This is a genomic window from Streptococcus pantholopis (assembly GCF_001642085.1).
Lineage (GTDB): Bacteria > Bacillota > Bacilli > Lactobacillales > Streptococcaceae > Streptococcus > Streptococcus pantholopis.
The window spans coordinates 266,340-289,351 of record NZ_CP014699.1; the positions used below are offsets into that span (position 1 = coordinate 266,340).

The window sequence follows — 23,012 nt, forward strand, 5'->3', positions numbered from 1 at the left end:
CTCTGCTTCTTTGTAAAAAACTTGCAGTTGCGATGCGGAGCGTCATTTGTCTGCCTTTTATCTCTATGATTCTGACAGTTAAAATAAGAAAAAAGGGGCTGCCCCTTTTTTCTTATTTTTATATACTCTTTTGATATGGTTGAGGACATGCTGCCAGCTGTTTTTAATAAGCATTTTAGTTGACAACTGTCGTCAAACATCTTATAATGGTGACAAACATAGACGAATGAGGTTGATTTTCTATGATAATTGCCAATGCAGAATGGGAAGTTATGCGTGTGGTTTGGGCTAAAGGACAGACAACAAGTGGTGAAATTTTAGAAATTTTAAAGCAGAAAATGCAGTGGAGCCCTTCTACTGTCAAAACCCTGCTCAAACGTCTTGTGGCTAAGGGATGCCTGCAGGCAGAAAAAAAGGGGAAACGGTTTATTTATTCAGCGAAGATTGATGAAAAATCCAGCATGGATAGGCAGACTGATGACCTTTTGAATAAGTTTTGTCAGCGTCAGCATCCTGCTTTACTGGAGCATCTTTTGCATACCAGCTCTTTAACTTTGACGGATATTGAGCATTTGCAAAATGTGCTGACTCACAAAAAAAAGCATGCAGCCGCGGAGATTCACTGCAATTGTATACCTGGTCAATGCCGCTGTAAAGAAAATATGGAGGTTTTCTAATGCAAGAAGATATTTTTCTTATTGATGGTATGACTTGTGCAAGCTGTGCTTCAACTGTTGAAAATGCTGTTCAAAAAATGGCTGCTGTTGATACTGCTGCTGTCAATTTAGCAACGGAGAAAATGAAGGTAACTTACGACTCTCAAAAAACGTCTCCGGCAGATATTGAAAAGACAGTAGCTGCCAGTGGCTACGCTGCCAGCTTATATAATCCGGCCGAGGCTAAAAGTCAGGCAGAAAGGCAGGAAGAAACCAGTCAAAAAATGTGGCAGCAATTTTTGCTGTCAGCTGTTTTTAGTCTGCTGCTCCTTTATATTTCCATGGGAAGTATGATGGGCTTATGGCTCCCTGAAGTCATCAGACCGAACAGCCAGCCCTTAGTTTTTGCTTTGCTGCAGCTTTTTCTGACACTGCCAGTCATGTATTTGGGCCGCCGTTTTTATCGCAATGGCTTTCGCGCCCTCTGGCAGAGACATCCCAATATGGATTCCTTAGTCGCTCTGGCAACAGCTGCCGCTTTTGCTTACAGCCTCTACGGGCTCTATCATATTTTCTGGGGGCACAGCCATTATGTGCATGACCTTTATTTTGAATCTGTAGCCGTTATTCTGACTTTGATTACCTTGGGGAAATATTTTGAGAACCGCTCAAAAGGCCGCACCTCAGAAGCAATCGAACGCTTACTGACTTTGTCTGCTAAAGAAGCCAGAGTAATCCGAGACGGACAAGAACTGATGCTGCCTGTTGAAGAAGTAGTTCTCTCTGATACCCTGCTTGTCAAACCCGGAGAAAAAATTCCTGTAGACGGCCGAGTGGTTGCCGGCCACTCCTCTGTTGATGAATCAATGCTGACAGGTGAAAGTATTCCTGCCGAAAAACAGGCGGATGATTTGGTTTATGGAGCTACCATTAATGGGCAGGGAGTTTTGACTATAGAAGCTGAAAAAATCGGTAATGATACTCTTTTGGCACAGATTATCAGCTTAGTTGAAGATGCCCAGCAGACAAAAGCTCCGATTGCTAAGATAGCCGATCAAGTATCAGGAGTTTTTGTGCCGATAGTTATCGGTTTGGCTTTATTAACCGGACTGTTTTGGTATTTTATAATGGGGCAGAGTTTTGTCTTTGCTATGCAGACTGCTGTTGCCGTGCTTGTGATTGCCTGTCCCTGTGCCTTGGGTCTGGCTACGCCGACCGCTATTATGGTAGGAACAGGCTGGGCAGCTGAAAACGGGATTCTCTATAAACGAGGAGATATTCTTGAGAAATTCCATCAGGCAGACACGATTGTTTTTGATAAAACAGGGACAGTAACACAAGGGAAACCAGAAGTCGCTGGACTGACTGCTTATGCAATCAGTGAACACGATTTACTGCAGCTGGCGGCTTCGGTTGAAAAATTATCCGAACACCCCTTAAGTCAGGCCATTGTTGCCAAAGCTGAAGCAGAAGATATCGCTTTGCTGCCTGTCACTGACTTCACTGCCTTAACCGGACTGGGGCTGCAGGCAGAGATTAATGGGGAGACTGTCTATGTCGGGAATCAACGGCTTATGCAAGAGCAGGGCATTGATATAACAGCGGCAGCACAGACAGCTGCTGCGGCAACTGAGAATGGGGAGACACCGATTTATCTGGCCCGCAGTAAAGAGCTTGTAGGTCTGATGACAGTTGCTGATTTGGTTAAAGCAGACAGCCGGCAGACAGTTGCCGATCTGCAAAAAGCTGGATTTTCTGTTATCATGCTGACAGGGGACAATCAAAGAACTGCCCAGGCTATTGCTAAGCAGGTAGGAATCAAAGAGACAATCAGTGAGGTTCTTCCTGACCAAAAAGCGCAGGCTATTGAAGACCTGCAAAACCAAGGCCGGCTGGTTGCTATGGTCGGCGACGGGATTAACGATGCTCCGGCTCTTGCCAAGGCCGATATCGGGTTGGCTCTTGGTTCAGGAACAGATATTGCCATTGAATCAGCAGATATCATCTTAATGCGCCCCGAACTTTCAGACGTTTTTAAAAGCCTGACCATTAGCCGGCTGACAATAAAGGTTATTAAAGAAAACCTGTTTTGGGCTTTTATCTACAATATCCTTGCTATTCCGGTCGCTATGGGAGTGCTTTATCTGTTCGGCGGTCCTCTGCTCAATCCGATGATTGCAGGACTGGCAATGGGTTTTAGCTCAGTTTCAGTTGTCTTAAATGCTCTGCGTTTGAAACGAATGGTTTAAACAAGGGATTGATCTATTAATTTATGCAGGAAAAGAGGTTTCTATGGAAAAAACTTATGAAATTACAGGTATGAAATGTCAAGGCTGTGCTCAGACGGTAGCAGAAAAACTGAGTTCAGTCCGAGGCGTAACGGATGTTCATGTCGATTTGGAGAAAAAACAAGCCACTGTTACGGGCCATCCCTTTAAATTTTCTTTGAAAAAAGCACTTAAAGGCAGCCATTATGCCTTAGGTAAAGAAATCTAGAAGCTCAGGAAATAAAAAATAGGCTAGGAAAATTTGAACTGTGGATATAATGGTCTGGCTGCGCTTATTTTAACACTTAAATAATGAAAGAAGTAAAAAAAGCTAAGTCTCAACGAGACTTGGCTTTTTTTGTGCCTATCTAACGGCCTTTGTATCTTGTTTAGTGTGTGAAGCCGTAGTTTTTGATTTCTTTTTTCTCATGGAAAAGGATATGGGCTCGGTCGAGATCTGCTATAGCTGCCTTCATATCTTCTATATAGTCATGCGCCATGCCCATACCAAAGTCAGCACGCACAACCAGACGCTGTACTTCAGTTTGGTCCAAATCAGCAGGTAAAGGATAAGCCGGAACTTGCCAACCCTTCATAGCCAGACGGTCGGCCAAATCATAAAGTGTCCATTCCTGCTGTTTAGCATCTTTTTGTTTGTAGCAGATAATAGGCAGGTGCGCCCCATCATTAACCATCTCGAAACAATCTAAGGCCTTTATTTCTTTTGCCAGGTAGAGAGCGACGTCGTGGGTCCGTTGATGAATTGCGCGGTAGCCGTCATAGCCGTAACGAATAAAATTATAATACTGGCCGATGATTTGTGAGGCACTGCGGGAAAAATTAATGGCCATTGTCGGGATTTCTCCTCCCAAATAACTCACCCTAAAGATTAATTCTTCCGGCAGAAAAGCTTTATCACGCCAAAGAATCCAGCCGATTCCCGGATAAACAAGTCCGTATTTATGACCGGAAGTGTTAATAGAGATGACATTTTTTAGGCGAAAATCCCAAGCGATTTCCGGTTCCATAAAAGGCGCATAAAAACCGCCGGACGCCGCATCAACATGGATATAAACCTTAAAATCTGTGTGGCTGTTATAGGCTTCCACCAGGTCATTGAGCTGCTTAATATTGTCATAACGGCCTGTATAGGTGATACCCATAATGCCGACAATACCAATTGTGTAAGGGTCAACATAGTCCATGACCGTTTCCATATTTAGTGACTGGTGTTCCTTATCCATAGGAACAGTCCGCAGTTCAATGTCCCAGTAGGTGCAAAATTTCTCCCAACAGACTTGATAGCCGGTTGAAATAACTAAGTTTGGCTTTTGAGCACTGGTGTCCAGACCGAGACTTTCGGCCCGTTTACGCCAGGCAAATTTCATAGCCAATCCACCCAGCATACAAGCTTCAGAAGAACCGACAGTTGATGTGCCCAAAAATTCTTCTTCGGGCTGAGCGTGCCATAAATCAGCCATCATATTGACACAGCGGTTTTCAATTTCTGCTGTACGCGGATATTCTGATTTATCAATAGCATTTTTTTCCAGCGTCTCGCTCATCAGCTGTATCGCTTCAGGTTCCATATAGGTCTGGCAAAAAGTAGCCAAATTCAGACGAGCATTCCCTTCATCAAGCAGCTGATCCTTGATAACCTGATAAGCGATTCTCGGCTCAACAGGCGTTTGGTTGAGCTTATATTTTGGTAAATCGTGATCCTCACTGACAGATCCAAAGATGGGACTGAGGACATCATGTTTTTCCTGATTATGTTTACCGTAGAGTGCCATTAGATATCCGCCTCCTTATATAAGATACAAAGCCCGTTAAAGAGCAAAGCAAAAATAGGAGTCTGACCGATGAGTCATTAAAGACTCAAGGGAGGGCTGTCTTTTTTGCACAGCTCTTAGGGCGTGTTCAATTAACAAGATACAAAGCCCGTTAAAGAGCAAAGCAAAAATGACGGTAAGTCCGAAATCTCTGATTTCGCAGACGCACCTCTGCCAAGACGACTAGAAGGGTGCGGTCGGCCGCAGGACGACAAAGCCTTCAGACGTCTACGGCTAGCTAACTTGAAATCAATTCTCAACTTAGCCATATCTTTTTTCCGCAGTGTATAGGGCGTGCTCATTGTCATTAAATAAGAATGAAAAGGTTTACACTTTTATTATACTACAAATCGAATAAAAGAGATTGTTAAATTGTTTTGAAAAAAATCACGGTTCCTGTATAGAACCGTGATTTTGATGTCTGAGAGAATAAGATTAGGCTTCCTTGGATTGTGGGGATGGTTTTAGAATATGCGTCAGCTGGCTGTATTTTGCCAAATCTTCTTTGCGCACCGATGAATCAGTGATTAGGGCTGTGATATCAGTCAGTTGATAAAACACACAGAAATCATAGGTGTCGAATTTTTGACTGTCCATTAAAAGAAATTTTTCTATAGAGTTATCGAAGGCTAGTTTTTGAATATTGCCTTCTGCTTCGCTGTAAGTTGCAATATCATTGTTATAAATCCCATTACAGCTGATAAAAGCCTTGGCAAATTTCAGAGAGGCGACATTGCTCTTAGTCAGCGAACCTGTGAAAGCTCCAGTAATAGAACGGTATTCACCGCCAATCAGAAGCAAATCGACAGTTGTACTTTTGGATAAGATATTAAAAACCGGAAGGCTGTTAGTGACAATACGGATATTTCTGCTGCTCAGCTCCTTAGCAAGAAATTCCAGAGTTGTTCCCGGACCGATAAAAATAGTTTCGCCATCGCTAATGAGACTTGCCGCCGATTTAGCAATCTCCTGCTTTTCTTTAGTCTGAACAGTCAGCTTTTCCCTATTAGATTTTTCTTGTTTCTGCAGGAAAGAAATACTCTGAGCGCCCCCATGTATTCGGCTGAGCAGCCCTTTCTTTTCCAGCTCATCCAGATCCCTTCTGACAGTCATATCAGAAACTCCGAGCTCTTGGATAATATCATTAACAGTGACAACTCCTTTTTGGTTGACCTTATCAACGATACGCTGCAGCCTTTCTCTTTTTAACATTATTTTACCTAATTTCATTTCTGATTATCTATTCAATATAGCACAATTTTATTAATTTTTCAAGCTATATAAACAAAAATAAACAAAAAAAGAACACGATATGGTTTGACTGATCCTAAACGAAAACCAAATAATAAGTTAAAAAAACAGTTTATTTAAAACAAAATTACAATAATGTTCTAAAATAAACATAAAAACGTTGACACTTGTTTTATTACATGTTATTATTAGAAAGGTAAACAAACAAAAATAAACATTATCTGTCTTTGATAAAGGCAGCAGTCAATAAAAGGAGGCTTGAAATGGCGATTGTTATTGGTGCAGATGCCCAAGGGAAGAGGCTTAAAGATGTTTTAAAGGCTCATCTTTTGGCAGCAGGCTATGAGGTGATAGATGTCGGCGATGATACAAAAGATTTCATTGACAATACACTGACCGTAGCAGCTCAGCTGGGCAAGGATACAGAAAATCTGGGTATCATGATAGATGCTTACGGCGCTGGCAGTTTCATGGTAGCCACTAAAATAAAAGGTATGATTGCCGCAGAGGTCTCAGATGAGCGTTCAGCTTATATGACACGGGGTCATAATAATGCCCGCATGATTACAATAGGAGCAGAGATTGTCGGTGATCAGCTGGCCAAAAATATAGCGACAGCTTTTGCAGGAGGACGCTATGACGGGGGGCGTCACCAAATTCGTGTCGATATGCTAAATAAGATGTGCTAGAAATGAGGAGAAAAAATGAAAATCGCTCTTGGATGTGACCACATTGTAACAGATGAGAAAATTGCTGTCTCAGATTTTTTAAAAACTAAAGGTTATGAGGTCCTTGACTGCGGGACTTACGATCATACGCGGACTCATTATCCGATTTTTGGTAAAAAAGTGGGGGAAGCTGTAGTAAAAGGAGAGGCTGATTTAGGTGTTTGTATCTGCGGGACTGGTGTCGGTATTACGAACGCTGTTAACAAGGTTCCCGGTGTCCGGGCAGCCTTAGTTCGTGACATGACAACAGCTCTTTATGCTAAAGAAGAGCTGAATGCTAATGTTATTGGTTTTGGCGGAAAAATTACCGGTGAGCTTTTGATGTGCGATATTATCGCTGCTTTTATTGAAGCTAAATATAAAGAAAAACCAGAAAATAAAAAATGGATTGAAAAAATCGCTCAGCTGGAAAGTCTGAATGCTGACCAGCAAAATCCTCATTTTTTTGATGAGTTTTTAGAAAAATGGGATCGCGGCGAATATCACGATTGAAAAGGAAGGAAAAAATGGTTCTAACTGTAACGATGAATCCTGCTATCGATATTTCTTATTCCCTGCCCCGCTTGTCGCTTGATACTGTCAACAGAGCAGCTGAAGTAACTAAAACTCCGGGAGGGAAAGGCCTGAATGTTACCCGTGTACTGGCCGAACTCGGCGAAGATGTTATGGCAACTGGCCTGATTGGCGGGAAAACCGGTCTCTATCTGCAGGAAAAATTATCAGACGCGGCTATCCATCACCATTTTTTCCCTATCCGCGGGGAAACCAGAAATTGTATTGCTATCCTGCATAAAGGGCAGCAAACTGAAATTTTAGAGAAGGGGCCAAAAATCACCCCTGCCGAGGCTGAAAGCTTCCTTTCGCATTTTGAACGTCTGATTCGGCCTTTTGAAGTGATTGCTATTTCGGGAAGTCTGCCGGATGGGCTCGCTTCTGATTATTATGCAGAGCTGATTCGTCTGGCTGATGCTTATCAGAAGAAAATTATTTTGGACTGTTCAGGCGATCCATTGCTGGAAGTGCTGAAAAATTCAGCTAAGCCTTTTGTTATTAAACCTAATTTAGAAGAGTTAAGTCAGCTTACGGGGGAATCTGCTGCAGCTGATAATCAGTCCCTGAAAGCCTTACTTTCTCAGCCTATGTTTGAAGGCATCAGCTGGGTGATTGTTTCTCTGGGAGCCGAAGGTGCCTTTGCCAAACATAATGAGACCTTTTACCGTGTCAGAATCCCTGAAATTAAGGTTGCTAATCCGGTAGGCTCAGGGGATTCAACGGTGGCAGGCATTGCATCAAGTCTTTTGCACGGACTTTCTGATACGGAGCTCTTAAAAAAAGCCAATGTCTTAGGAATGCTGAATGCACAGGAAAAAATGACAGGCCATGTTAATCTGGCTGACTATGAGAAATTATTTAAACAAGTTCATGTAGAAGAGGTATAAAAATGGGATTTACAGAACAAAAACGACAATCATTAGAAAAACTCAGCCGTAAAGGCATTATTTCTGCCTTGGCTTTTGATCAGCGCGGCGCTTTGCGTAAAATGATGGCCCAGTTTCAAGAAGAAGTACCGCAAAGGCAGCAGATGGAAGAGCTGAAATCTTTGGTTTCAGAAGAATTAACGCCCTATGCTTCTTCGATTTTGTTGGATCCTGAATACGGTCTTGAGGCAAGTCAGCTGCGCGACCGGCAGGCTGGCCTTCTCCTTGCTTATGAAAAAACAGGTTATGATGCCAGTACGACAAGCCGTCTGCCGGATTGTCTGCCTGAATGGTCAGCAAAGCGTTTAAAAGAAGCAGGGGCGGATGCAGTGAAATTCTTGCTCTACTATGATACTGACGGGGATTCTGATATCAACCAGCAGAAACAGGCTTATATTGAGCGAATCGGTTCAGAATGCTTAGCAGAGGACATTCCATTCTTTTTGGAGATTCTGACCTATGATGAAAAAATTGCTGATAACAGCAGTGCCGCATTTGCCAAAGTGAAGCCGAAAAAAGTCATTGAAGCGATGAAAGTCTTTTCGAAAGGACGCTTCAATGTTGATGTTCTCAAGGTTGAAGTACCAGTCAATATGGCTTATGTTGAAGGCTTTGCAGAAGGCGAAACTGTTTACAGTCAGGAACAGGCAGCAGCTTATTTTAGAGAACAAGAGGCTGCGACACATCTGCCTTATATCTATCTAAGTGCCGGTGTCAGTAGTAAACTGTTCCAAGAAACACTGATTTTTGCACAAAAAGCCGGGGCTCGGTTTAACGGCGTTCTTTGCGGAAGAGCGACATGGGCCGGTTCGGTTCCTGTTTATATTGAAAAAGGAGCAGAAGCAGCGAGGGAGTGGCTGCGGACGACAGGTTTTAAACAGATTGATGAATTAAACAGCGTTCTGTCACAGACAGCAGTGCCTTGGACTGATAAGCTCTGAAGCAGCGGAGGAAAGATAATGAACAGAGAAGAGACAACATTATTAGGTTTTGAAATTGTGGCTTATGCCGGAGATGCCCGATCCAAACTGTTAGAGGCACTGACAAAGGCAGAAAACAAGGAGTTTGAGGCAGCTCAAGAACTGATTGAGCAGGCCAATCAGTGTATTGTCGATGCTCATAAGGCCCAGACAGAACTTTTAACCAAGGAAGCTCAAGGTTCGGATATTGAACTCAGTGTTACCTTGATGCATGGGCAGGATCATTTAATGACAACGGTCTTATTGAAAGATTTGATGGAACATTTCATTGCATTATATAAAAGAGGGAGTTAATCATGAATGCTTTAATTGCTCAAATTGAAAAAGGAAAGCCGTTTTTCGAAAAAATTTCACGCAATATTTACTTAAGGGCTATTCGTGATGGCTTTATCTCTGCCATGCCGGTCATTTTATTTTCCAGTATTTTCCTTTTAATTGCCTATGTTCCTAACATTTTTGGCTTTACGTGGTCATCAGACATGGAAAGTCTTTTAATGACGCCTTATAATTACACGATGGGAATTATCGGTTTTTTAGTTGCCGGTACAACAGCAAAATCCCTGACCGACTCCGTCAATCGAACGATGGAATCGACCAATCAAATCAACTATTTATCAACTATGTTAGCCTCTATGGCTGGTTTCCTGCTTATGGCGGCTGATCCGGCTGAGGAAGGCGGCTTTTTGAGCTCATTTATGGGGACCAAGGGACTTTTGACAGCCTTTATCGCAGCTTTTATTACTGTCAATGTTTACCGTTTCTGTGTCAAAAATAATGTGACAATTCCTATGCCAAGTGAGGTGCCGCCTAATATCTCCCAAGTTTTTAAAGATATTTTTCCCTTTGCCTTTTCCATTATTATTCTCTATGGAATCCAGCTCATAGTTCAAAAGCTTGTCGGCGTTAATGTAGCTGAGTCGATTGGGACCTTGCTGGCTCCTTTATTCTCAGCTGCAGACGGCTATTTAGGGATTACGCTTATTTTTGGTGCTTATGCTCTGTTTTGGTTCGTCGGGATTCATGGGCCGTCAATTGTTGAGCCGGCAATTGCTGCCATCACATATTCCAATGTGGAGCTCAATATGCAGCTGGTACAGGCCGGTCAGCATGCCGATAAGGTCATCACATCAGGCACACAGATGTTTATAGTCACCATGGGAGGAACAGGTGCAACCTTGGTCGTTCCCTTTATGTTTATGTGGCTCTGCAAGTCCAAACGCAACAGAGCAATCGGACGCGCTTCCGTTGTACCGACTTTCTTTGGGGTTAATGAACCGATTCTGTTTGGAGCGCCTATTGTCCTGAATCCGGTCTTTTTCATTCCTTTCATTGCTGCACCGATTGTCAATGTTTGGATTTTTAAATTCTTTGTGGATACGCTGGGAATGAACAGCTTCTTTGCCAATCTCCCTTGGACCACGCCAGGACCTTTAGGGATTGTCATGGGAACAGGTTTTGCAGGTTTATCGTTTGTTCTAGCTGCTTTACTGATTGTAGTGGATCTGATTATTTACTATCCTTTTGTTAAGGTCTATGATGAAGAAATTTTGGCAGAAGAAGCGGCGGGGACAGATGCAGCTGCACAGCTTAAGGAAAAAGTTGCTGCGAATTTTGATACACAAAAGGCAGAAAATCTGCTGGAAAAAGCTGGTGTCAGTGAAGAAAAGATAGATTCAAGCAGCCAGATTGCAAAGCAAACCAATGTTTTAGTATTATGTGCCGGCGGCGGCACCAGCGGCCTTTTAGCCAATGCTCTGAATAAGGCTGCAGCTGAACATGGTGTTCCCCTTAAGGCAGCCGCAGGAAGTTATGGCGCCCACCGGGAAATTCTGCCGGAATACCAGCTGGTAATTTTAGCACCGCAGGTTGCCTCTAACTATGAAGATATGAAACTTGAGACAGACAAACTCGGTATTAAATTAGCGAAAACACAAGGAGCTCAGTATATCAGCCTGACTCGTGATGGGCAGGGGGCACTGGCTTTTGTGGAAGAACAGTTCAAGAACTAGGCTATTGGAGTGAGGTCATTGCAAATGAAAAGATTACCGGAAGACTTTATTTTTGGCGGAGCAACAGCAGCTTATCAGGCAGAAGGGGCTACTCATGAAGATGGGAAAGGCCGTGTCGCCTGGGATACTTTCTTAGAAGAAAATTACTGGTATACGGCTGAACCTGCCAGTGATTTTTACCATAAGTATCCGCTCGATCTGCAGCTGGCTCAGGAATTTGGCGTCAACGGCATTCGCATATCCATTGCCTGGTCGCGCATTTTCCCGACTGGCTTTGGTGAAGTTAATCAAAAAGGAGTGGATTTTTACCATAAGCTTTTTGCGGAATGCCATAAACGACATGTTGAACCTTTTGTTACTTTGCATCATTTTGATACACCGGAAAGTCTGCATTCAAAAGGAGATTTTCTAAATAGGGAAAATATTGACCATTTTGTCGATTATGCAGCCTTTTGTTTCAAGGAATTTTCTGAAGTTAATTATTGGACGACTTTCAATGAAATCGGACCTATTGGTGATGGACAGTATCTTGTGGGGAAATTTCCGCCGGGGATTCAGTATGATTTTGCCAAACTCTTTCAGTCTCATCATAATATGATGGTCGCTCATGCCCGTGCGGTCAAATTATTCAAAGACAGCGGTTATTCTGGTGAGATCGGTGTTGTCCATGCTCTGCCGACAAAATACCCTTACAATCCAGCTGATCCAGCTGATGTCAGGGCAGCTGAACTGGAAGATATTATCCACAATAAATTTATCTTAGATGCGACTTATCTGGGCGATTACTCTAAAAAAACGATAGAAGGTGTTCTTCATATCCTATCAGTTAATGGCGGCAAACTGGACTTACAGGACGAAGATTTTGCAGTACTTAAGGCTGCTAAAGATCTGAATGATTTTTTGGGCATCAACTACTATATGAGTGATTGGATGCGGGCCTTTGACGGCGAAACTGAGATTACGCACAATGCGACCGGGGACAAAGGCGGTTCAAAATATCAGATTAAAGGTGTCGGCCGGCGGGAGTTTGATGTTGACATTCCGCGGACTGACTGGGACTGGCTGATTTACCCGCAGGGCCTGTATGACCAAATTATGCGGATAAAGCAGGATTATCCAAATTATAAGAAAATTTACATTACAGAAAATGGGCTGGGCTATAAAGATGAGTTTGTCAACGGCACCGTTTATGATGACGCCCGCATCGATTATGTCAAACAGCATTTGTCAGCTGTTAGCGATGCTATACATGACGGTGCCAACGTGAAGGGCTACTTTATTTGGTCGCTGATGGATGTTTTCTCGTGGTCAAACGGTTACGAAAAACGTTACGGCCTTTTCTATGTTGATTTCGAAACACAAGAACGCTACCCCAAAAAGAGTGCCTACTGGTACAGGGATTTGGCACAGAGGCGCGTGATTGAATAGACTGACTGCCATGTAGAAAACTGTTTTGAGAAAAGGGAACAGGACTGCCTCAAATAGATGTTTTCTCAGCAGCCGGCACTCTTGGGGAGCTCTTTGTTATTTACAGCCTGTGATCTGCTGCCAAAGAGGCGGAAAAATAAAAGTTTTTGAAGCCCTTCCTTTATCAGTCACCCGGTTTTGCAGTCATAACAGGGCATCACACTCTGATACTTGAAAAATATGGTCAGACCTCCTAAATTTTTAGCCATGAATCTCCAATATTTATAAGTAGAGTTGTCTTGAATGACTAAAGAAATATAAAACCGGTTGGTTATTCTTTTCCATCTTTCCTGTCCTTCACTAAAAACAGTTATGATTTTATTTTTACTGGTAGTTTTTTAACTCTCTAAGCAGGCGGTACTGATAAAGGAAAAAAGCAGCAGTACAGGCTGTTTTACTTAAAAAGCATCTAAGGATGGCGGCCTTAGATGCTTTCTTTTAGCAAAAAGAAGACTGAGGGCTTAAGCCTAACTGAATTTTTAGCTTATCAGCCAAACTGATAAAGATAAAAGCCCTCTAGCAGGATATTTGATTTCTCAGTCACTTTTTCTTTGCACTGATATGTGCTATAATACGAAAAGTGAGAACAAAAAAATTGGCAGCAAACCAAACTGCCGGAAGGCTGCAGAGGAAATAACGTTTATGGTGGGAGAAAATGATTAAACTGATTGCAATTGATATGGACGGTACCCTGCTGGATTCTAACAGAGAGCTGCCTGCTGAGAATATTTTGGCTCTTCAAAGAGCAGCTCAGGCGGGGGTTAAGATTGTCTTGTGTACCGGCCGGCCTAAATCAGGGGTTGAGCCTTATTTTAATAAACTGGGACTGTCGGATAATGAGTATGTTATCATGAACAATGGCTGTTCTGTCTATCAAACTAAAAATTGGGATTTGATCGATTATGCTGCTCTGTCTTATCAAGAGCTGAATACTTTGAGTCAGGCCGTTCAGGATTTTCCTGAAGTCTGCCTGACTTTGACCGGTCAGCAAAACTACTATGCTGTCGGAGAAACAGTACCTGAGCTTGTACAGTACGATGCCGGTTTGGTCTTTGCTACAGCACAGGCAGCCAGTTTAGATAAGGTTAAAAAGAGCTCTGAAATCATTTTTCAGGCCATGTATATGGGAGAAAAAAGACAGCTAGATGCATTTCAAAGAGCAGAAGCTCAAAAACTGAGCCGCTTATTTAGTGCTGTGCGCAGTCAGGATTATATCTTTGAAGCCATGCCTATGGGCGTTACAAAAGGGAAAGCACTTCGGAAACTGAGCCAAAATTTGGGCTTCCGTCCTGAAGAAGTCATGGCGCTTGGCGATGCCCCTAACGATTTAGAAATGCTGCGCTTTGCCGGAGTCAGTGTCGCTATGGACAATGCCAGCAGGCTGGTTAAAGAGCACAGCCGCTATCTAACTGACAGCAATGATAAGGCTGGGGTGGCAAAAGCCATCTTTAAGCATGTTTTGTCGTAATTATTAAAAATCTCTTGCCTCTTTCCTGACAGGAAGAATACAAGAGATTTTTTAATGATAGGCCTTATACCTCTTTAAGGAAGAAAAGGCAAGTTAACAGCTGCTAAATCTTCTTCAGAGACGGTCATATTGTCTGCAATCCAGTGTTTGAGAACAGAGATAATAGCACTGCTCCAAAAAGAAATCGTATAAGCTACAAAAGGACCGGTTCGTTTAAACCGTTGGTAGCCCTTAAGGCGTTTGGCTACAATTTTACTCAGAAGTTCTTCGCAGCCCTGTTTAAAAATCAGCCCCAGAATATGAGCCTCTTTTTTGGCTTCCTGAAGCAGAAAAAGCCAGACCTGATGCCCCTGCGTTTTAAGGTCAAATGCCTTAAGACCGCGCGCTGCCCTGCGGACTACCTGCACTAGGATGTCTTCAAGAATATCTTCCTTAGACTTGTAATTGCGGTAAAAGGCATTGCGGGAAACTCCTGCTTTTTTCACCAATTCTGAAACAGTAATCTGAGACAGCTCCTTGGTTTCCATAAAAAATAAAAGGGCGGTTTCAATAGCTTCACGCGTCAAATATCTGTTTTCCTGATTGAACTGACTGAGATTTTTTAAGGAATTAGCTGAGATTTTACGTTCAGTCATGACAAAACCTTTCTAACTGTTACAGCTGACAGTATTTTTAATCATTATGAACTAGTCGATGATATAATTTTATGTAAAGGAGCTCTTTTTGTCAAATAAAAAGAGATAAAAATTAAAAAATCAGTAAAAGGAGCATGCTTATGTCTTGGAAAATTGTAGCTGACTCTGGCTGTGATTTTAAAACTATTGATCAACTGGCAGCGGATACTGAGTTTGAGTGCGTACCGCTGACTATTCAAATTGGCTCAGAAGTGTTTAAAGATGATGAAGGACTGAATATTGATGAGATGATGGCAAAGATGTATGCCACACCAAGTTCTGCTACTTCTTCCTGTCCCAGCCCCGATGCTTTCCTGCAGGCTTATTCCGGAGCAGACAATGTGATTGCGATTACGATTACGGGCTCTCTGTCCGGCAGTCAAAACAGTGCCCAGCTGGCCAAGGAACTTCTTTTAGAACAGAATCCTCAGGCCAATATCCATGTGATTGACTCGCTTTCAGCCGGAGGAGAGATGGATTTAATCATCTTAGAGTTGAACCGTCTGATTAATCAAGGGCTTTCTTTTGACGAAGTTGTTGAACAAATTACCGCCTATCAGGTTAGAACCCGTCTAATCTTTGTCTTAGCCAAAGTGGATAACTTAGTGAAAAATGGCCGTCTGAATAAGCTGGTCGGCAAAGTCATCGGTTTTCTCAATATTCGGATGGTTGGCAGAGCCAGCGAAGAAGGCAAGCTTGAACTTCTGCAGAAGGCCAGAGGCCAGAAAAAATCAGCTGAGGCTGTTGTTGAAGAAATGCTGAAATCCGGCTATGATGGCGGGCGGGTTCTGATTGCCCATGCCCGTAATGAGAAAATCTGCCGTCAGATCAGTGAAAAAATCCACAGCCGCTTTCCCGAGGCTGAGCTGCAGAGCCAGCCGGCATCCGGCCTGTGCAGCTTCTATGCTGAAGAAGGAGGAATTCTGGTCGGCTATGAAACCGCTCCGTCATAAGGCTGTTCTGCTGACAATAAAACCAGACCCTGCCCGTAAGTAAAATGCTTACGGGCAGGGTCTGGTTTTTCTATTGATTCTTTGCAGCAGCCATCAATTCAGACCAATAGCCGCAAGAGCAGCAGAGACAGCTTCGATACGTTTTTGCAGGGCGGCTTTCCGCTCAGGATTGGAGACAATATTGACAGCATCCTGTGCAGCGTGCAGATTTTCCAGGGTCTGGTTGGCTTCAGCTGCCGCAACAGCCTTTTCAGCTCCTTCCTGAGCACTGAGTTCGGTCTCAACCGCCTCAATGCGTTTCTGCAGTGAAGCCTTTGTTTTTTCTTCCTCAACCTTGTCTACCGCTTTCTGAGCAGCTTCCAAATCTTCCTGAGTTTGTTTATCTTCGAGCCGGCTGACCAGTTTTTCCGCCTTTTTTTCTGCTGCCATTTTTGTATCTTGACTGGTAAAATTCGCCTGATTGGTGCTGCTGTTATTGCCAAAAACAAGGTAGATCCCCCCTGCTAAAGCAATCGTAATGATACTCAGAATCAAATAAATCACTTCGCTTTTATTATTTTTCATGTGGCTTCCTTTAATCTTAAATGAAATAGCTAGTTTCATTATAACGTGAAAGGCGAAAAAATAAAACCATTTTAGGCCTAAAATGCGATAAAATCATGGGAAATTACAGAGATTCTAAAATAATGTTAACCAGTCACGATTATAAAAAGACACTTTAAAACAATAATGACGCTGTCTTTGTATATTAGAAAATTTTTAATGAATGCTGAAACTTTGGGGCTGTTTGTATTGCCCGCTTACAATTTACTATAGCCGGCTATACCAAGAGAATGGGTCCGGGACAGTAGATGCCGTGTTTTAAAACAAAACGGTTTATGCTATAATGTAAGGCAATAACAGATGTTGCCTTGCATTGCAGCATCAATCGAATACGGTCTAAAATCCTACTTTCCTGTTTCATACAGATTTTTAAACGGCCTTTGTATCTTTGTTAAAGGAGGCAGATAAATGCCTAGGAAAAAGAAAATTAAGCGGCTGCTGATTGGTATTGCTGTCCTTATCGGCATAGGACTAGGAGGTTTTGCTGTGCACCAGCAGCAAGAAAAGCAAAAGATGATTGAGATAGCAACCAGCAAGGAAGCCAGAAAGGTTTATGAGGATTATTTAAAAAATGAAGATCCGCAAGCATTTACTGCTAAAGGTTTTATATACTCCTATAAGGTGGATAAAGAGTCTTTAGATTATAATCCAATGGGAGGTTTAATGGTTACAGTAATTATCAATGGAGATGAAGAAATGGATGTGGGGTTTAATTTGATGGATAATGGAGATGGTACTTATAGTTCGGCATACTATACAAGTTCGCCAAAGTTTTGGCAGACGCAAGAAAAATATTACGGAAAGAGTGATTAAAGTTGGCAACAAAGTATATAAATGAAGAAAAACTTCAAATAACTATGAAGGAGGCCGATTTATGCCCAGGAAAAAGAAAGTTAAGCGCCTACTGTTCAGTATCGCGGCTCTTATCGGTATAGGATTAGGAGGTTTTGCTGTGTATCAGCAGCAAGAAAAACAAAAAATGATTGAAATAGCAACCAGTAAGGAAGCTCGCAAAGTTTATGAAGATTATCTAAAAAATAAAGACCAAGCTGCTTTTACTTCTAAAGGAATAATACAATCTTATGAGATTGATGAGAGTAGTTTAGAATATAATCCCATGGGTGGATTGATGGTAAGAATTGTTTTGAATAAAAAACAGAGTTTAAATGTTGATTTTAATTTGATAGATAATGGGGATGGTAGTTACCATTCAGCATTCTACACTTACTCACCCGAGCTTAATGATTTATTAGAAGAGAATAACTAGTGGCAGCAAAATATGTTAATGAAAAAAGATTTTTTCATACGGATTTCTTAACGGGCTTTGTATCTTGGTTAAAGGGGGGAGATAATGCCTAGGAAAAAGAAAATTAAGCGGCTGCTGATTGGTATTGCTGTCCTTATCGGCATAGGCCTAGGAGGTTTTGCTGTGCACCAGCAGCAAGAAAAACAAAAAATGATTGAAATAGCGACCAGTGAGGAAGCTAGGAAGGTTTATGAGAAGCATATGAAAGCTAATGACCCCAATGCGCTGACTGAAGACGGCATTATTAAGTCTTATGAAATTGATACCAAAACACTCGAATACAATCCAATGGGAGGTTTGATGGTCAGAATTTATTTTAATAATGATAAAGAGTTAGATTTTCATTTTGGATTAGTAAAGAATGATGATGGTAGCTACAGTTCTTACGGTTATACACTTTCCCCTAAGCTTTCTTCATTACTAGAAGAGCAGGTGAATGACTAAAAAACGTTAGAAAAATTTTAAACAGCTATGAAGGAGGCCAGCTTATGGCTAGGAGAGAGAAGCTAAAGCGGCTGCTGACTGGTATCGCTGTCCTTATCGGCATAGGCCTAGGAGGTTTTGCTGTGCACCAGCAGCAAGAAAAACAAAAAATGATTGAAATAGCGACCAGTGAGGAAGCTAGGAAGGTTTATGTAGCTAAGTTTAGGAGAGAAGATCCTTTCGCCTTTAAAAGCGATGGCATCATACAATCTTATGAAATTGATGAGGACAGCTTAGCTTACAATCCTATGGGCGGCTTGATGGTCAGAGTAACTGTCAATCATGATAAAGCAGCCTACATTAACTTTAATTTAATGGATAATGGAGATGGTACCTACCACTCGGCTTATTTTGGGATATCTTCAAAACTGGGAGATTTACTTGGGTATTAGGAGAATAAAAAATGGCGGAAGAGGAACAGGTTAATGAAGAAAAGCTTCAAACAGCTATGAAGGAGGCTGGTTTATGCCTAGGAAAAAGAAATTAAAGCGGCTGCTGGTTGGTATAGCTGTCCTTATCGGTATAGGCCTAGGAGCTTTTGATGTGTATCAGCAGCAAGAAAAGCAAAAGATGATTGAAATAGCGACCAGTGAAGAGGCCAAAAAAGTTTATGAAGATTATCTAAAATATTTAGACGAAAAGGCTTTGACAGCTAAAAGTTTTATTAGCTCTTATCAAATTAGTAAAGAAAGTCTGCAGTATAATCCCATGGGTGGCTTGATGGTGAAAATTATTATTAACAATGATGAAAATCTATTTATCAATTTTAATCTGATAGAGAATGAAGACGGGACTTATAGTTCAGCCTATTATGTTGATTCTCCCAGTTTGGTAGACAAGACAGAGGGAAAATAAGTGGTAAAAAAATACATCAATGAAGAAAGCTTGCAGATAGCAATGACAGAGTATGAAGATTTGAAAGAAGGTAGAATAGCTTGGAGACCAGATGGAAAGGCTCTGGGCTATGTCTCCAAAGTTTATGACAATGAAAATAGTGCTGGAAATCCGATACGGTGTTTTAAAACAGAACAGTTTATGCTATAATGTAAGGGAATAACAGAAGTTGCTTTACCTGATAGCATAAAGTGAACACGGCCTAAGCGCTGCGGGACAAAGATAAGCCGTCTAAAGTTTGGCAACCTAGCGCCGGCTTCCTATTTTCTCTTTGCGTTTTTCACGGCCTTTGTATCTTTGTTAAAGGAGGCAGATAATGCCTAGGAAAAAGAAAATTAAGCGCATACTGTTCAGTATCGCAGCTCTTATCGGTATAGGATTAGGAGGTTTTGCTGTGCACCAGCACCAAGAAAAACAAAAAATGATTGAGATAGCGACTAGCAAGGAAGCCAGAAAGGTTTATGTAGCTAAGTTTAGGAGGGAAGATCCTTCCGCCTTTAAAAGCGATGGAATCATACAATCTTATGAAATTGATGAAGACAGTTTAGATTACAATCCAATGGGCGGCTTGATGGTCAGAGTAACTGTCAATCAGAATAAGTCTGCCTTTATTAGCTTTAATTTAATGGATAATGGAGATGGTACTTACCACTCGGCTTATTATATTGTGTCCGCCAAGTTAGATGATATGCTGGAAGAAAATAGGTGATTTATGGCTAAAAAATACGTTAACGAAGAGAATCTGCAGACAGCAATGACGGAATATAATGAAGATTTGTTACTTGGAGGTAGGGTTGAGGATCAATACGACAGAACTGTCGGCTTTGTCTCTAAAATCTATGACAATGAAAATGGTGCTGGAGAGCAGATTTATGCGGTAGTGCCGACCAAGGCAGAGGTGACCGGCAATCCGGAAGAGGTTGAAGAGGTGACGGTGCTCTTCCGCGGTTCTACTTCACCGGACAAGGTTTTCATGCAGGGGGCTGATGTCTGGAATGACTGGATTGAAAACGATGTTCTGATTGGCTTGCGTATCTGGGGCCAAAATCATCCCAACTATTCGGAAGACTATGATCATGCGACTGCCCAGCTTCAAACGGCGGCCAAGGATTTAAAGGAGCTGATGGCCCTCTATCCTAATGCCCAGTTCAAGCTATATGCGCATTCGCTGGGCTCTATGCAGGGCCAGTATGCGATAGCGGACCTGCCGGCAGCTTATCTCAGCCGGATTGAGGGAGCCTATCTCTATAATGCTCCCAATATTTACGGTCTGATGACCAAGCAGCAGAAAAACAATGTGGATCAGATCAAGGGACGGATTCAGAATTATGTCGATCCCAGGGACTGGATCAGTATGGTGGGCCGCCGGATTGACAAGGGGAGTGCCGAGGCAGTCGGTCAGGTCTTTTATGTGGATAGCCGTAAGGCAGAGGGGATGGCAGCCCAGCACATGACTTACGGCTATGAGCTAACAGAAGACGGAACGATAAAAACTCTGAATGCCGAACAAGCCATGGTGCTTGTTCAGGTTGACCAGCTGATGACGGGTTACTACCAGCTGAAAAAGCGTCTGATGGCTAGCGGCGGCGGTCTGGACAGTCAGGAGACCTTCTTTTTGGACAGTGAGCAGTCCATGATTATCACCTCAGGAATCCATCAGGCTGCCAGCCTGGCGGCAGAAGATGTTAAAGCCTACCGTGATGAGGCGTCTTCTAAGGCTGAGGAGCTTTATCAAAAAGTCAAAGAAATCCCTTGGTTTGTAACCGAGCTGACAGCTGACGAGGTGCAGGCGGCCTATGAGGAGGCCGGGGTGACCTATGAGTCGATGGTCGGCAAGACCGAGAGGCATTTTGACAAGAAGGTCAAAAACATGGAGACAGCAGAAACAGTCTTTAGCGATTTAGAGGCAGATGTTCAGGCCGGAACAGAAGCAGCACTGGAGGCGGACAGCAGTTTAGCAGGAGAGATAGCATCATGGCAAAAGTAGATAAAGAAAAACAAAAAGAAACAGACGCCAAAGCAGCAGTTCTGCAGGCAGAGCTTTTGAAAGAGGATCAGGCTTTGCTGGATATGGAGCAGCAGCACAAGAAAGATCAGACCGCACTGGATGAGCGGATTAATGATTTAGAAGAACGGCACTTTAAATTACGGACCTTGTATGAGGAGTTTGGAGGCTTAGCCTACAGCCCGTCCTATCCGGACGGTGAGGGGGTTCAGGAATTTCGTCGCCTGCTTGAGGAATATGCCGGGGTTACAGCCAATGAATATCTTTACCAGCGGCAGATTTTGGGGGATGAAGAAGTTGATCTGACAGACAGCTATCAAAAGGAACACCGCAAGCAGGAGGATAAGATCGAGTCCCTTTATGCTCAGAAAATCGCTTTGTACCGTGAAGAAGAGGAGGAGAATTAGAAGATGGATGTTGTCAGTGCTGTAACGAGTGCCTTGACAGGCAAGAGTGAAGAGGAGATTAAGGCCATTCGCAAGGCTTTAGAATGGGAAGCGGTTAAGTCTTTGCTGGCACCGTCTTTAAAGAGTGAGCGGCGCAGTTTGGTCAGCGATTATGATGAGAAGATAAGTGCGCGGGCGCTGCAGGCCAAGAGTGAGATAGAGGCTTTAGGCGGTCAGCTGGACAAGGCGATAAAGGGAGCAGGGCGCAAGGCTATTGAAACTGTCCTGTCCGATCATTTAAATGATTATGATAAGATTTGAATGATTATTTTGTTTCGGAGCTGGACAGCCAGTCGGTATTTTGCTATAATCTTAGCTAAGAAAGAAGCTTCTTATACCGTTCGGCAGCGATTCTGGGTCCGGTGCAAGCCAGAAGATTGGGTATAAGCAGTCGGCGCTTTCGTTTGTTTTTCTTATAGTTAATGAAGTCATAAAATAGGGTGGAACCGCGTCTTGACGCCCCTGTGCAGCAGCATGAGGGCAGGAGGCGGTTTTTTCTATGCTATCCTGCCTGCTTAGCTGCTTCATTTGCCTAAGGGCAAAGCAAGAGGAAGCCTGTCCTGATGAGAAGAGGAGAAAAAATGTCGAAAAAACGAACCTTTCAAGAGATTATTTTGAGCTTGCAGCAGTATTGGAACGATCAGGGCTGTATGCTGATGCAGGCCTATGATACCGAAAAAGGAGCCGGAACGATGAGCCCCTACACTTTCTTGCGTGCCATCGGACCTGAACCTTGGAATGCGGCCTATGTTGAGCCCAGCCGCCGTCCGGCTGACGGCCGCTATGGTGAAAATCCCAACCGGCTCTATCAGCATCACCAGTTTCAGGTTGTAATGAAGCCAAGTCCCGATAATATTCAGGAACTTTATCTGGATTCTTTGGAGGCGCTCGGTCTTAATTCTCTCGAGCATGATATTCGTTTTGTTGAAGATAATTGGGAAAATCCATCTACCGGCTCAGCCGGTCTGGGCTGGGAGGTCTGGCTTGATGGGATGGAAATCACCCAGTTCACTTATTTTCAGCAGGTCGGCGGTTTAACTACCGGTCCTGTAACAGCTGAAATCACTTATGGTTTGGAACGTCTGGCCTCTTATATCCAAGAAGTCGACTCGGTTTATGAGATTGAGTGGGCACCGGGGGTTAAGTACGGCGAAATCTTCCGCCAGCCGGAGTATGAGCACTCGAAATACAGCTTTGAGCTCAGCAATCAGGACATGCTGCTGGAGAATTTTCAGCAGTTTGAAAAAGAAGCAGAGGCCTGCTTAGAAGCAGGCCTGGTGCACCCAGCCTACGATTATGTGCTTAAGTGCTCTCATATTTTTAACTTGCTCGATGCCAGAGGAGCAGTGTCGGTGACAGAGCGTGCCGGCTATATTGCCCGTATTCGGACGCTGGCCCGTCTTGCTGCTAAAACTTTTGTTGCTGAGCGCAAAGCACTGGGCTATCCTCTGCTGGACGAAGCAGCTAAGACGCAGCTGCTGGCTGAAGAAAGCGAAACGACTGACTAACAGG

General features: G+C 43.0%; 27 protein-coding genes. 23 read left to right on the forward strand and 4 right to left on the reverse strand.

Annotated elements, in window-relative coordinates:
• Positions 1-242: 242 nt before the first annotated feature.
• From A0O21_RS01250 to A0O21_RS01260, 3 genes are read left to right on the forward strand one after another with little or no spacing between them, the layout of a single operon-like run.
• Entirely contained in the window at positions 243-677 is a 435-nt protein-coding gene (locus A0O21_RS01250) for a CopY/TcrY family copper transport repressor (RefSeq protein WP_067060272.1), read from the forward strand.
• Entirely contained in the window at positions 677-2,905 is a 2,229-nt protein-coding gene (locus A0O21_RS01255) for a heavy metal translocating P-type ATPase (protein ID WP_067060274.1), read from the forward strand. The genes A0O21_RS01250 and A0O21_RS01255 overlap by 1 nt, the downstream gene beginning before the upstream one ends.
• Positions 2,906-2,948: 43 nt before the next feature.
• Positions 2,949-3,152, forward strand: a complete 204-nt coding sequence (locus A0O21_RS01260) for a heavy-metal-associated domain-containing protein (protein WP_067060276.1) — start codon at positions 2,949-2,951, stop codon at positions 3,150-3,152.
• Positions 3,153-3,312: 160 nt separating this feature from the next.
• Here the strand turns inward: A0O21_RS01260 and A0O21_RS01265 are convergent, their stop codons facing one another.
• Positions 3,313-4,716 (reverse strand): glutamate decarboxylase, encoded by a 1,404-nt coding sequence (locus A0O21_RS01265; protein WP_067060278.1) that lies wholly within the window; start codon positions 4,714-4,716, stop codon positions 3,313-3,315.
• Positions 4,717-5,190: 474 nt separating this feature from the next.
• The gene (locus A0O21_RS01270; RefSeq protein WP_067060279.1) at positions 5,191-5,967 is read right to left on the reverse strand and encodes a DeoR/GlpR family DNA-binding transcription regulator; all 777 of its coding nucleotides are present in this window, start codon (positions 5,965-5,967) and stop codon (positions 5,191-5,193) included.
• A 302-nt stretch (positions 5,968-6,269) separates the two neighbouring features.
• On the opposite strand from A0O21_RS01270, the gene lacA reads away from it, so the two are divergent.
• The 8 genes from lacA to A0O21_RS01310 all read left to right on the forward strand — a co-directional run bounded on the left by lacA (position 6,270) and on the right by A0O21_RS01310 (position 14,136).
• Entirely contained in the window at positions 6,270-6,695 is a 426-nt protein-coding gene (gene lacA / locus A0O21_RS01275) for a galactose-6-phosphate isomerase subunit LacA (RefSeq protein ID WP_067060281.1), read from the forward strand.
• Between the two features lie 15 nt (positions 6,696-6,710).
• On the forward strand, positions 6,711-7,226 hold the full coding sequence (gene lacB, locus A0O21_RS01280) for a galactose-6-phosphate isomerase subunit LacB (protein ID WP_067060283.1): 516 nt from the start codon (positions 6,711-6,713) through the stop codon (positions 7,224-7,226).
• Positions 7,227-7,240: 14 nt separating this feature from the next.
• A complete protein-coding gene (locus A0O21_RS01285; RefSeq protein ID WP_067060285.1) occupies positions 7,241-8,173 on the forward strand; it encodes a tagatose-6-phosphate kinase in 933 nt (310 codons plus the stop codon).
• A gap of 2 nt (positions 8,174-8,175) precedes the next feature.
• Positions 8,176-9,153, forward strand: a complete 978-nt coding sequence (lacD, locus tag A0O21_RS01290; RefSeq protein WP_067060287.1) for a tagatose-bisphosphate aldolase — start codon at positions 8,176-8,178, stop codon at positions 9,151-9,153.
• 18 nt (positions 9,154-9,171) lie between these two features.
• Positions 9,172-9,486 carry a PTS lactose/cellobiose transporter subunit IIA gene (locus tag A0O21_RS01295; protein WP_067060288.1) on the forward strand — a complete coding sequence of 105 codons (315 nt, stop codon included), beginning with the start codon at positions 9,172-9,174 and terminating at the stop codon, positions 9,484-9,486.
• 2 nt (positions 9,487-9,488) lie between these two features.
• Complete coding sequence (locus A0O21_RS01300) at positions 9,489-11,201, forward strand: lactose-specific PTS transporter subunit EIIC (RefSeq protein WP_067060289.1); 1,713 nt, start codon at positions 9,489-9,491, stop codon at positions 11,199-11,201.
• Between the two features lie 24 nt (positions 11,202-11,225).
• Positions 11,226-12,629 (forward strand): 6-phospho-beta-galactosidase, encoded by a 1,404-nt coding sequence (gene lacG, locus A0O21_RS01305; RefSeq protein ID WP_067060291.1) that lies wholly within the window; start codon positions 11,226-11,228, stop codon positions 12,627-12,629.
• Positions 12,630-13,323: 694 nt separating this feature from the next.
• Complete coding sequence (locus A0O21_RS01310; RefSeq protein ID WP_067060293.1) at positions 13,324-14,136, forward strand: Cof-type HAD-IIB family hydrolase; 813 nt, start codon at positions 13,324-13,326, stop codon at positions 14,134-14,136.
• 74 nt (positions 14,137-14,210) lie between these two features.
• Here A0O21_RS01310 and A0O21_RS01315 read toward each other — a convergent pair whose 3' ends face one another.
• Complete coding sequence (locus A0O21_RS01315) at positions 14,211-14,771, reverse strand: TetR/AcrR family transcriptional regulator (protein ID WP_067060295.1); 561 nt, start codon at positions 14,769-14,771, stop codon at positions 14,211-14,213.
• 140 nt (positions 14,772-14,911) lie between these two features.
• Here A0O21_RS01315 and A0O21_RS01320 point away from each other — a divergent pair, with 140 nt between their 5' ends.
• On the forward strand, positions 14,912-15,763 hold the full coding sequence (locus tag A0O21_RS01320; RefSeq protein WP_067060297.1) for a DegV family protein: 852 nt from the start codon (positions 14,912-14,914) through the stop codon (positions 15,761-15,763).
• A 93-nt stretch (positions 15,764-15,856) separates the two neighbouring features.
• Here A0O21_RS01320 and A0O21_RS01325 read toward each other — a convergent pair whose 3' ends face one another.
• A complete protein-coding gene (locus A0O21_RS01325) occupies positions 15,857-16,327 on the reverse strand; it encodes a hypothetical protein (RefSeq protein WP_067060298.1) in 471 nt (156 codons plus the stop codon).
• A gap of 447 nt (positions 16,328-16,774) precedes the next feature.
• Here A0O21_RS01325 and A0O21_RS01330 point away from each other — a divergent pair, with 447 nt between their 5' ends.
• From A0O21_RS01330 to glyQ, 11 genes are all read left to right on the forward strand, one after another.
• Positions 16,775-17,179 (forward strand): DUF1310 family protein, encoded by a 405-nt coding sequence (locus A0O21_RS01330; protein WP_067060301.1) that lies wholly within the window; start codon positions 16,775-16,777, stop codon positions 17,177-17,179.
• Between the two features lie 61 nt (positions 17,180-17,240).
• Complete coding sequence (locus A0O21_RS01335) at positions 17,241-17,633, forward strand: DUF1310 family protein (protein WP_067060303.1); 393 nt, start codon at positions 17,241-17,243, stop codon at positions 17,631-17,633.
• An 84-nt stretch (positions 17,634-17,717) separates the two neighbouring features.
• Entirely contained in the window at positions 17,718-18,116 is a 399-nt protein-coding gene (locus tag A0O21_RS01340; RefSeq protein ID WP_067060305.1) for a DUF1310 family protein, read from the forward strand.
• A gap of 44 nt (positions 18,117-18,160) precedes the next feature.
• A complete protein-coding gene (locus A0O21_RS01345) occupies positions 18,161-18,547 on the forward strand; it encodes a DUF1310 family protein (protein ID WP_067060307.1) in 387 nt (128 codons plus the stop codon).
• A 73-nt stretch (positions 18,548-18,620) separates the two neighbouring features.
• Positions 18,621-19,010 carry a DUF1310 family protein gene (locus tag A0O21_RS01350; RefSeq protein WP_067060308.1) on the forward strand — a complete coding sequence of 130 codons (390 nt, stop codon included), beginning with the start codon at positions 18,621-18,623 and terminating at the stop codon, positions 19,008-19,010.
• Complete coding sequence (locus A0O21_RS01355; protein ID WP_067060310.1) at positions 19,011-19,199, forward strand: hypothetical protein; 189 nt, start codon at positions 19,011-19,013, stop codon at positions 19,197-19,199.
• Between the two features lie 166 nt (positions 19,200-19,365).
• Positions 19,366-19,758, forward strand: a complete 393-nt coding sequence (locus A0O21_RS01360) for a DUF1310 family protein (RefSeq protein WP_067060312.1) — start codon at positions 19,366-19,368, stop codon at positions 19,756-19,758.
• A 3-nt stretch (positions 19,759-19,761) separates the two neighbouring features.
• On the forward strand, positions 19,762-21,036 hold the full coding sequence (locus tag A0O21_RS01365; protein WP_067060314.1) for an Mbeg1-like protein: 1,275 nt from the start codon (positions 19,762-19,764) through the stop codon (positions 21,034-21,036).
• Entirely contained in the window at positions 21,024-21,461 is a 438-nt protein-coding gene (locus tag A0O21_RS01370; RefSeq protein ID WP_067060316.1) for a hypothetical protein, read from the forward strand. The genes A0O21_RS01365 and A0O21_RS01370 overlap by 13 nt, the downstream gene beginning before the upstream one ends.
• Positions 21,462-21,464: 3 nt before the next feature.
• A complete protein-coding gene (locus tag A0O21_RS01375) occupies positions 21,465-21,761 on the forward strand; it encodes a hypothetical protein (RefSeq protein WP_067060318.1) in 297 nt (98 codons plus the stop codon).
• A 320-nt stretch (positions 21,762-22,081) separates the two neighbouring features.
• A complete protein-coding gene (gene glyQ / locus A0O21_RS01380; protein ID WP_067060320.1) occupies positions 22,082-23,008 on the forward strand; it encodes a glycine--tRNA ligase subunit alpha in 927 nt (308 codons plus the stop codon).
• Positions 23,009-23,012: the final 4 nt, after the last annotated feature.

Excerpts from the sequence above, each read along its gene's own strand:
- A0O21_RS01250 (WP_067060272.1), top strand. The coding sequence starts at position 243 with ATGATAATTGCCAATGCAGAATGGGAAGTTATGCGTGTGGTTTGGGCT.
- A0O21_RS01255 (WP_067060274.1), top strand. The coding sequence starts at position 677 with ATGCAAGAAGATATTTTTCTTATTGATGGTATGACTTGTGCAAGCTGT.
- A0O21_RS01260 (WP_067060276.1), top strand. The coding sequence starts at position 2,949 with ATGGAAAAAACTTATGAAATTACAGGTATGAAATGTCAAGGCTGTGCT.
- A0O21_RS01265 (WP_067060278.1), bottom strand. The coding sequence starts at position 4,716 with ATGGCACTCTACGGTAAACATAATCAGGAAAAACATGATGTCCTCAGT.
- A0O21_RS01270 (WP_067060279.1), bottom strand. The coding sequence starts at position 5,967 with ATGTTAAAAAGAGAAAGGCTGCAGCGTATCGTTGATAAGGTCAACCAA.
- lacA (WP_067060281.1), top strand. The coding sequence starts at position 6,270 with ATGGCGATTGTTATTGGTGCAGATGCCCAAGGGAAGAGGCTTAAAGAT.
- lacB (WP_067060283.1), top strand. The coding sequence starts at position 6,711 with ATGAAAATCGCTCTTGGATGTGACCACATTGTAACAGATGAGAAAATT.
- A0O21_RS01285 (WP_067060285.1), top strand. The coding sequence starts at position 7,241 with ATGGTTCTAACTGTAACGATGAATCCTGCTATCGATATTTCTTATTCC.
- lacD (WP_067060287.1), top strand. The coding sequence starts at position 8,176 with ATGGGATTTACAGAACAAAAACGACAATCATTAGAAAAACTCAGCCGT.
- A0O21_RS01295 (WP_067060288.1), top strand. The coding sequence starts at position 9,172 with ATGAACAGAGAAGAGACAACATTATTAGGTTTTGAAATTGTGGCTTAT.
- A0O21_RS01300 (WP_067060289.1), top strand. The coding sequence starts at position 9,489 with ATGAATGCTTTAATTGCTCAAATTGAAAAAGGAAAGCCGTTTTTCGAA.
- lacG (WP_067060291.1), top strand. The coding sequence starts at position 11,226 with ATGAAAAGATTACCGGAAGACTTTATTTTTGGCGGAGCAACAGCAGCT.
- A0O21_RS01310 (WP_067060293.1), top strand. The coding sequence starts at position 13,324 with ATGATTAAACTGATTGCAATTGATATGGACGGTACCCTGCTGGATTCT.
- A0O21_RS01315 (WP_067060295.1), bottom strand. The coding sequence starts at position 14,771 with ATGACTGAACGTAAAATCTCAGCTAATTCCTTAAAAAATCTCAGTCAG.
- A0O21_RS01320 (WP_067060297.1), top strand. The coding sequence starts at position 14,912 with ATGTCTTGGAAAATTGTAGCTGACTCTGGCTGTGATTTTAAAACTATT.
- A0O21_RS01325 (WP_067060298.1), bottom strand. The coding sequence starts at position 16,327 with ATGAAAAATAATAAAAGCGAAGTGATTTATTTGATTCTGAGTATCATT.
- A0O21_RS01330 (WP_067060301.1), top strand. The coding sequence starts at position 16,775 with ATGCCTAGGAAAAAGAAAATTAAGCGGCTGCTGATTGGTATTGCTGTC.
- A0O21_RS01335 (WP_067060303.1), top strand. The coding sequence starts at position 17,241 with ATGCCCAGGAAAAAGAAAGTTAAGCGCCTACTGTTCAGTATCGCGGCT.
- A0O21_RS01340 (WP_067060305.1), top strand. The coding sequence starts at position 17,718 with ATGCCTAGGAAAAAGAAAATTAAGCGGCTGCTGATTGGTATTGCTGTC.
- A0O21_RS01345 (WP_067060307.1), top strand. The coding sequence starts at position 18,161 with ATGGCTAGGAGAGAGAAGCTAAAGCGGCTGCTGACTGGTATCGCTGTC.
- A0O21_RS01350 (WP_067060308.1), top strand. The coding sequence starts at position 18,621 with ATGCCTAGGAAAAAGAAATTAAAGCGGCTGCTGGTTGGTATAGCTGTC.
- A0O21_RS01360 (WP_067060312.1), top strand. The coding sequence starts at position 19,366 with ATGCCTAGGAAAAAGAAAATTAAGCGCATACTGTTCAGTATCGCAGCT.
- A0O21_RS01365 (WP_067060314.1), top strand. The coding sequence starts at position 19,762 with ATGGCTAAAAAATACGTTAACGAAGAGAATCTGCAGACAGCAATGACG.
- A0O21_RS01370 (WP_067060316.1), top strand. The coding sequence starts at position 21,024 with ATGGCAAAAGTAGATAAAGAAAAACAAAAAGAAACAGACGCCAAAGCA.
- A0O21_RS01375 (WP_067060318.1), top strand. The coding sequence starts at position 21,465 with ATGGATGTTGTCAGTGCTGTAACGAGTGCCTTGACAGGCAAGAGTGAA.
- glyQ (WP_067060320.1), top strand. The coding sequence starts at position 22,082 with ATGTCGAAAAAACGAACCTTTCAAGAGATTATTTTGAGCTTGCAGCAG.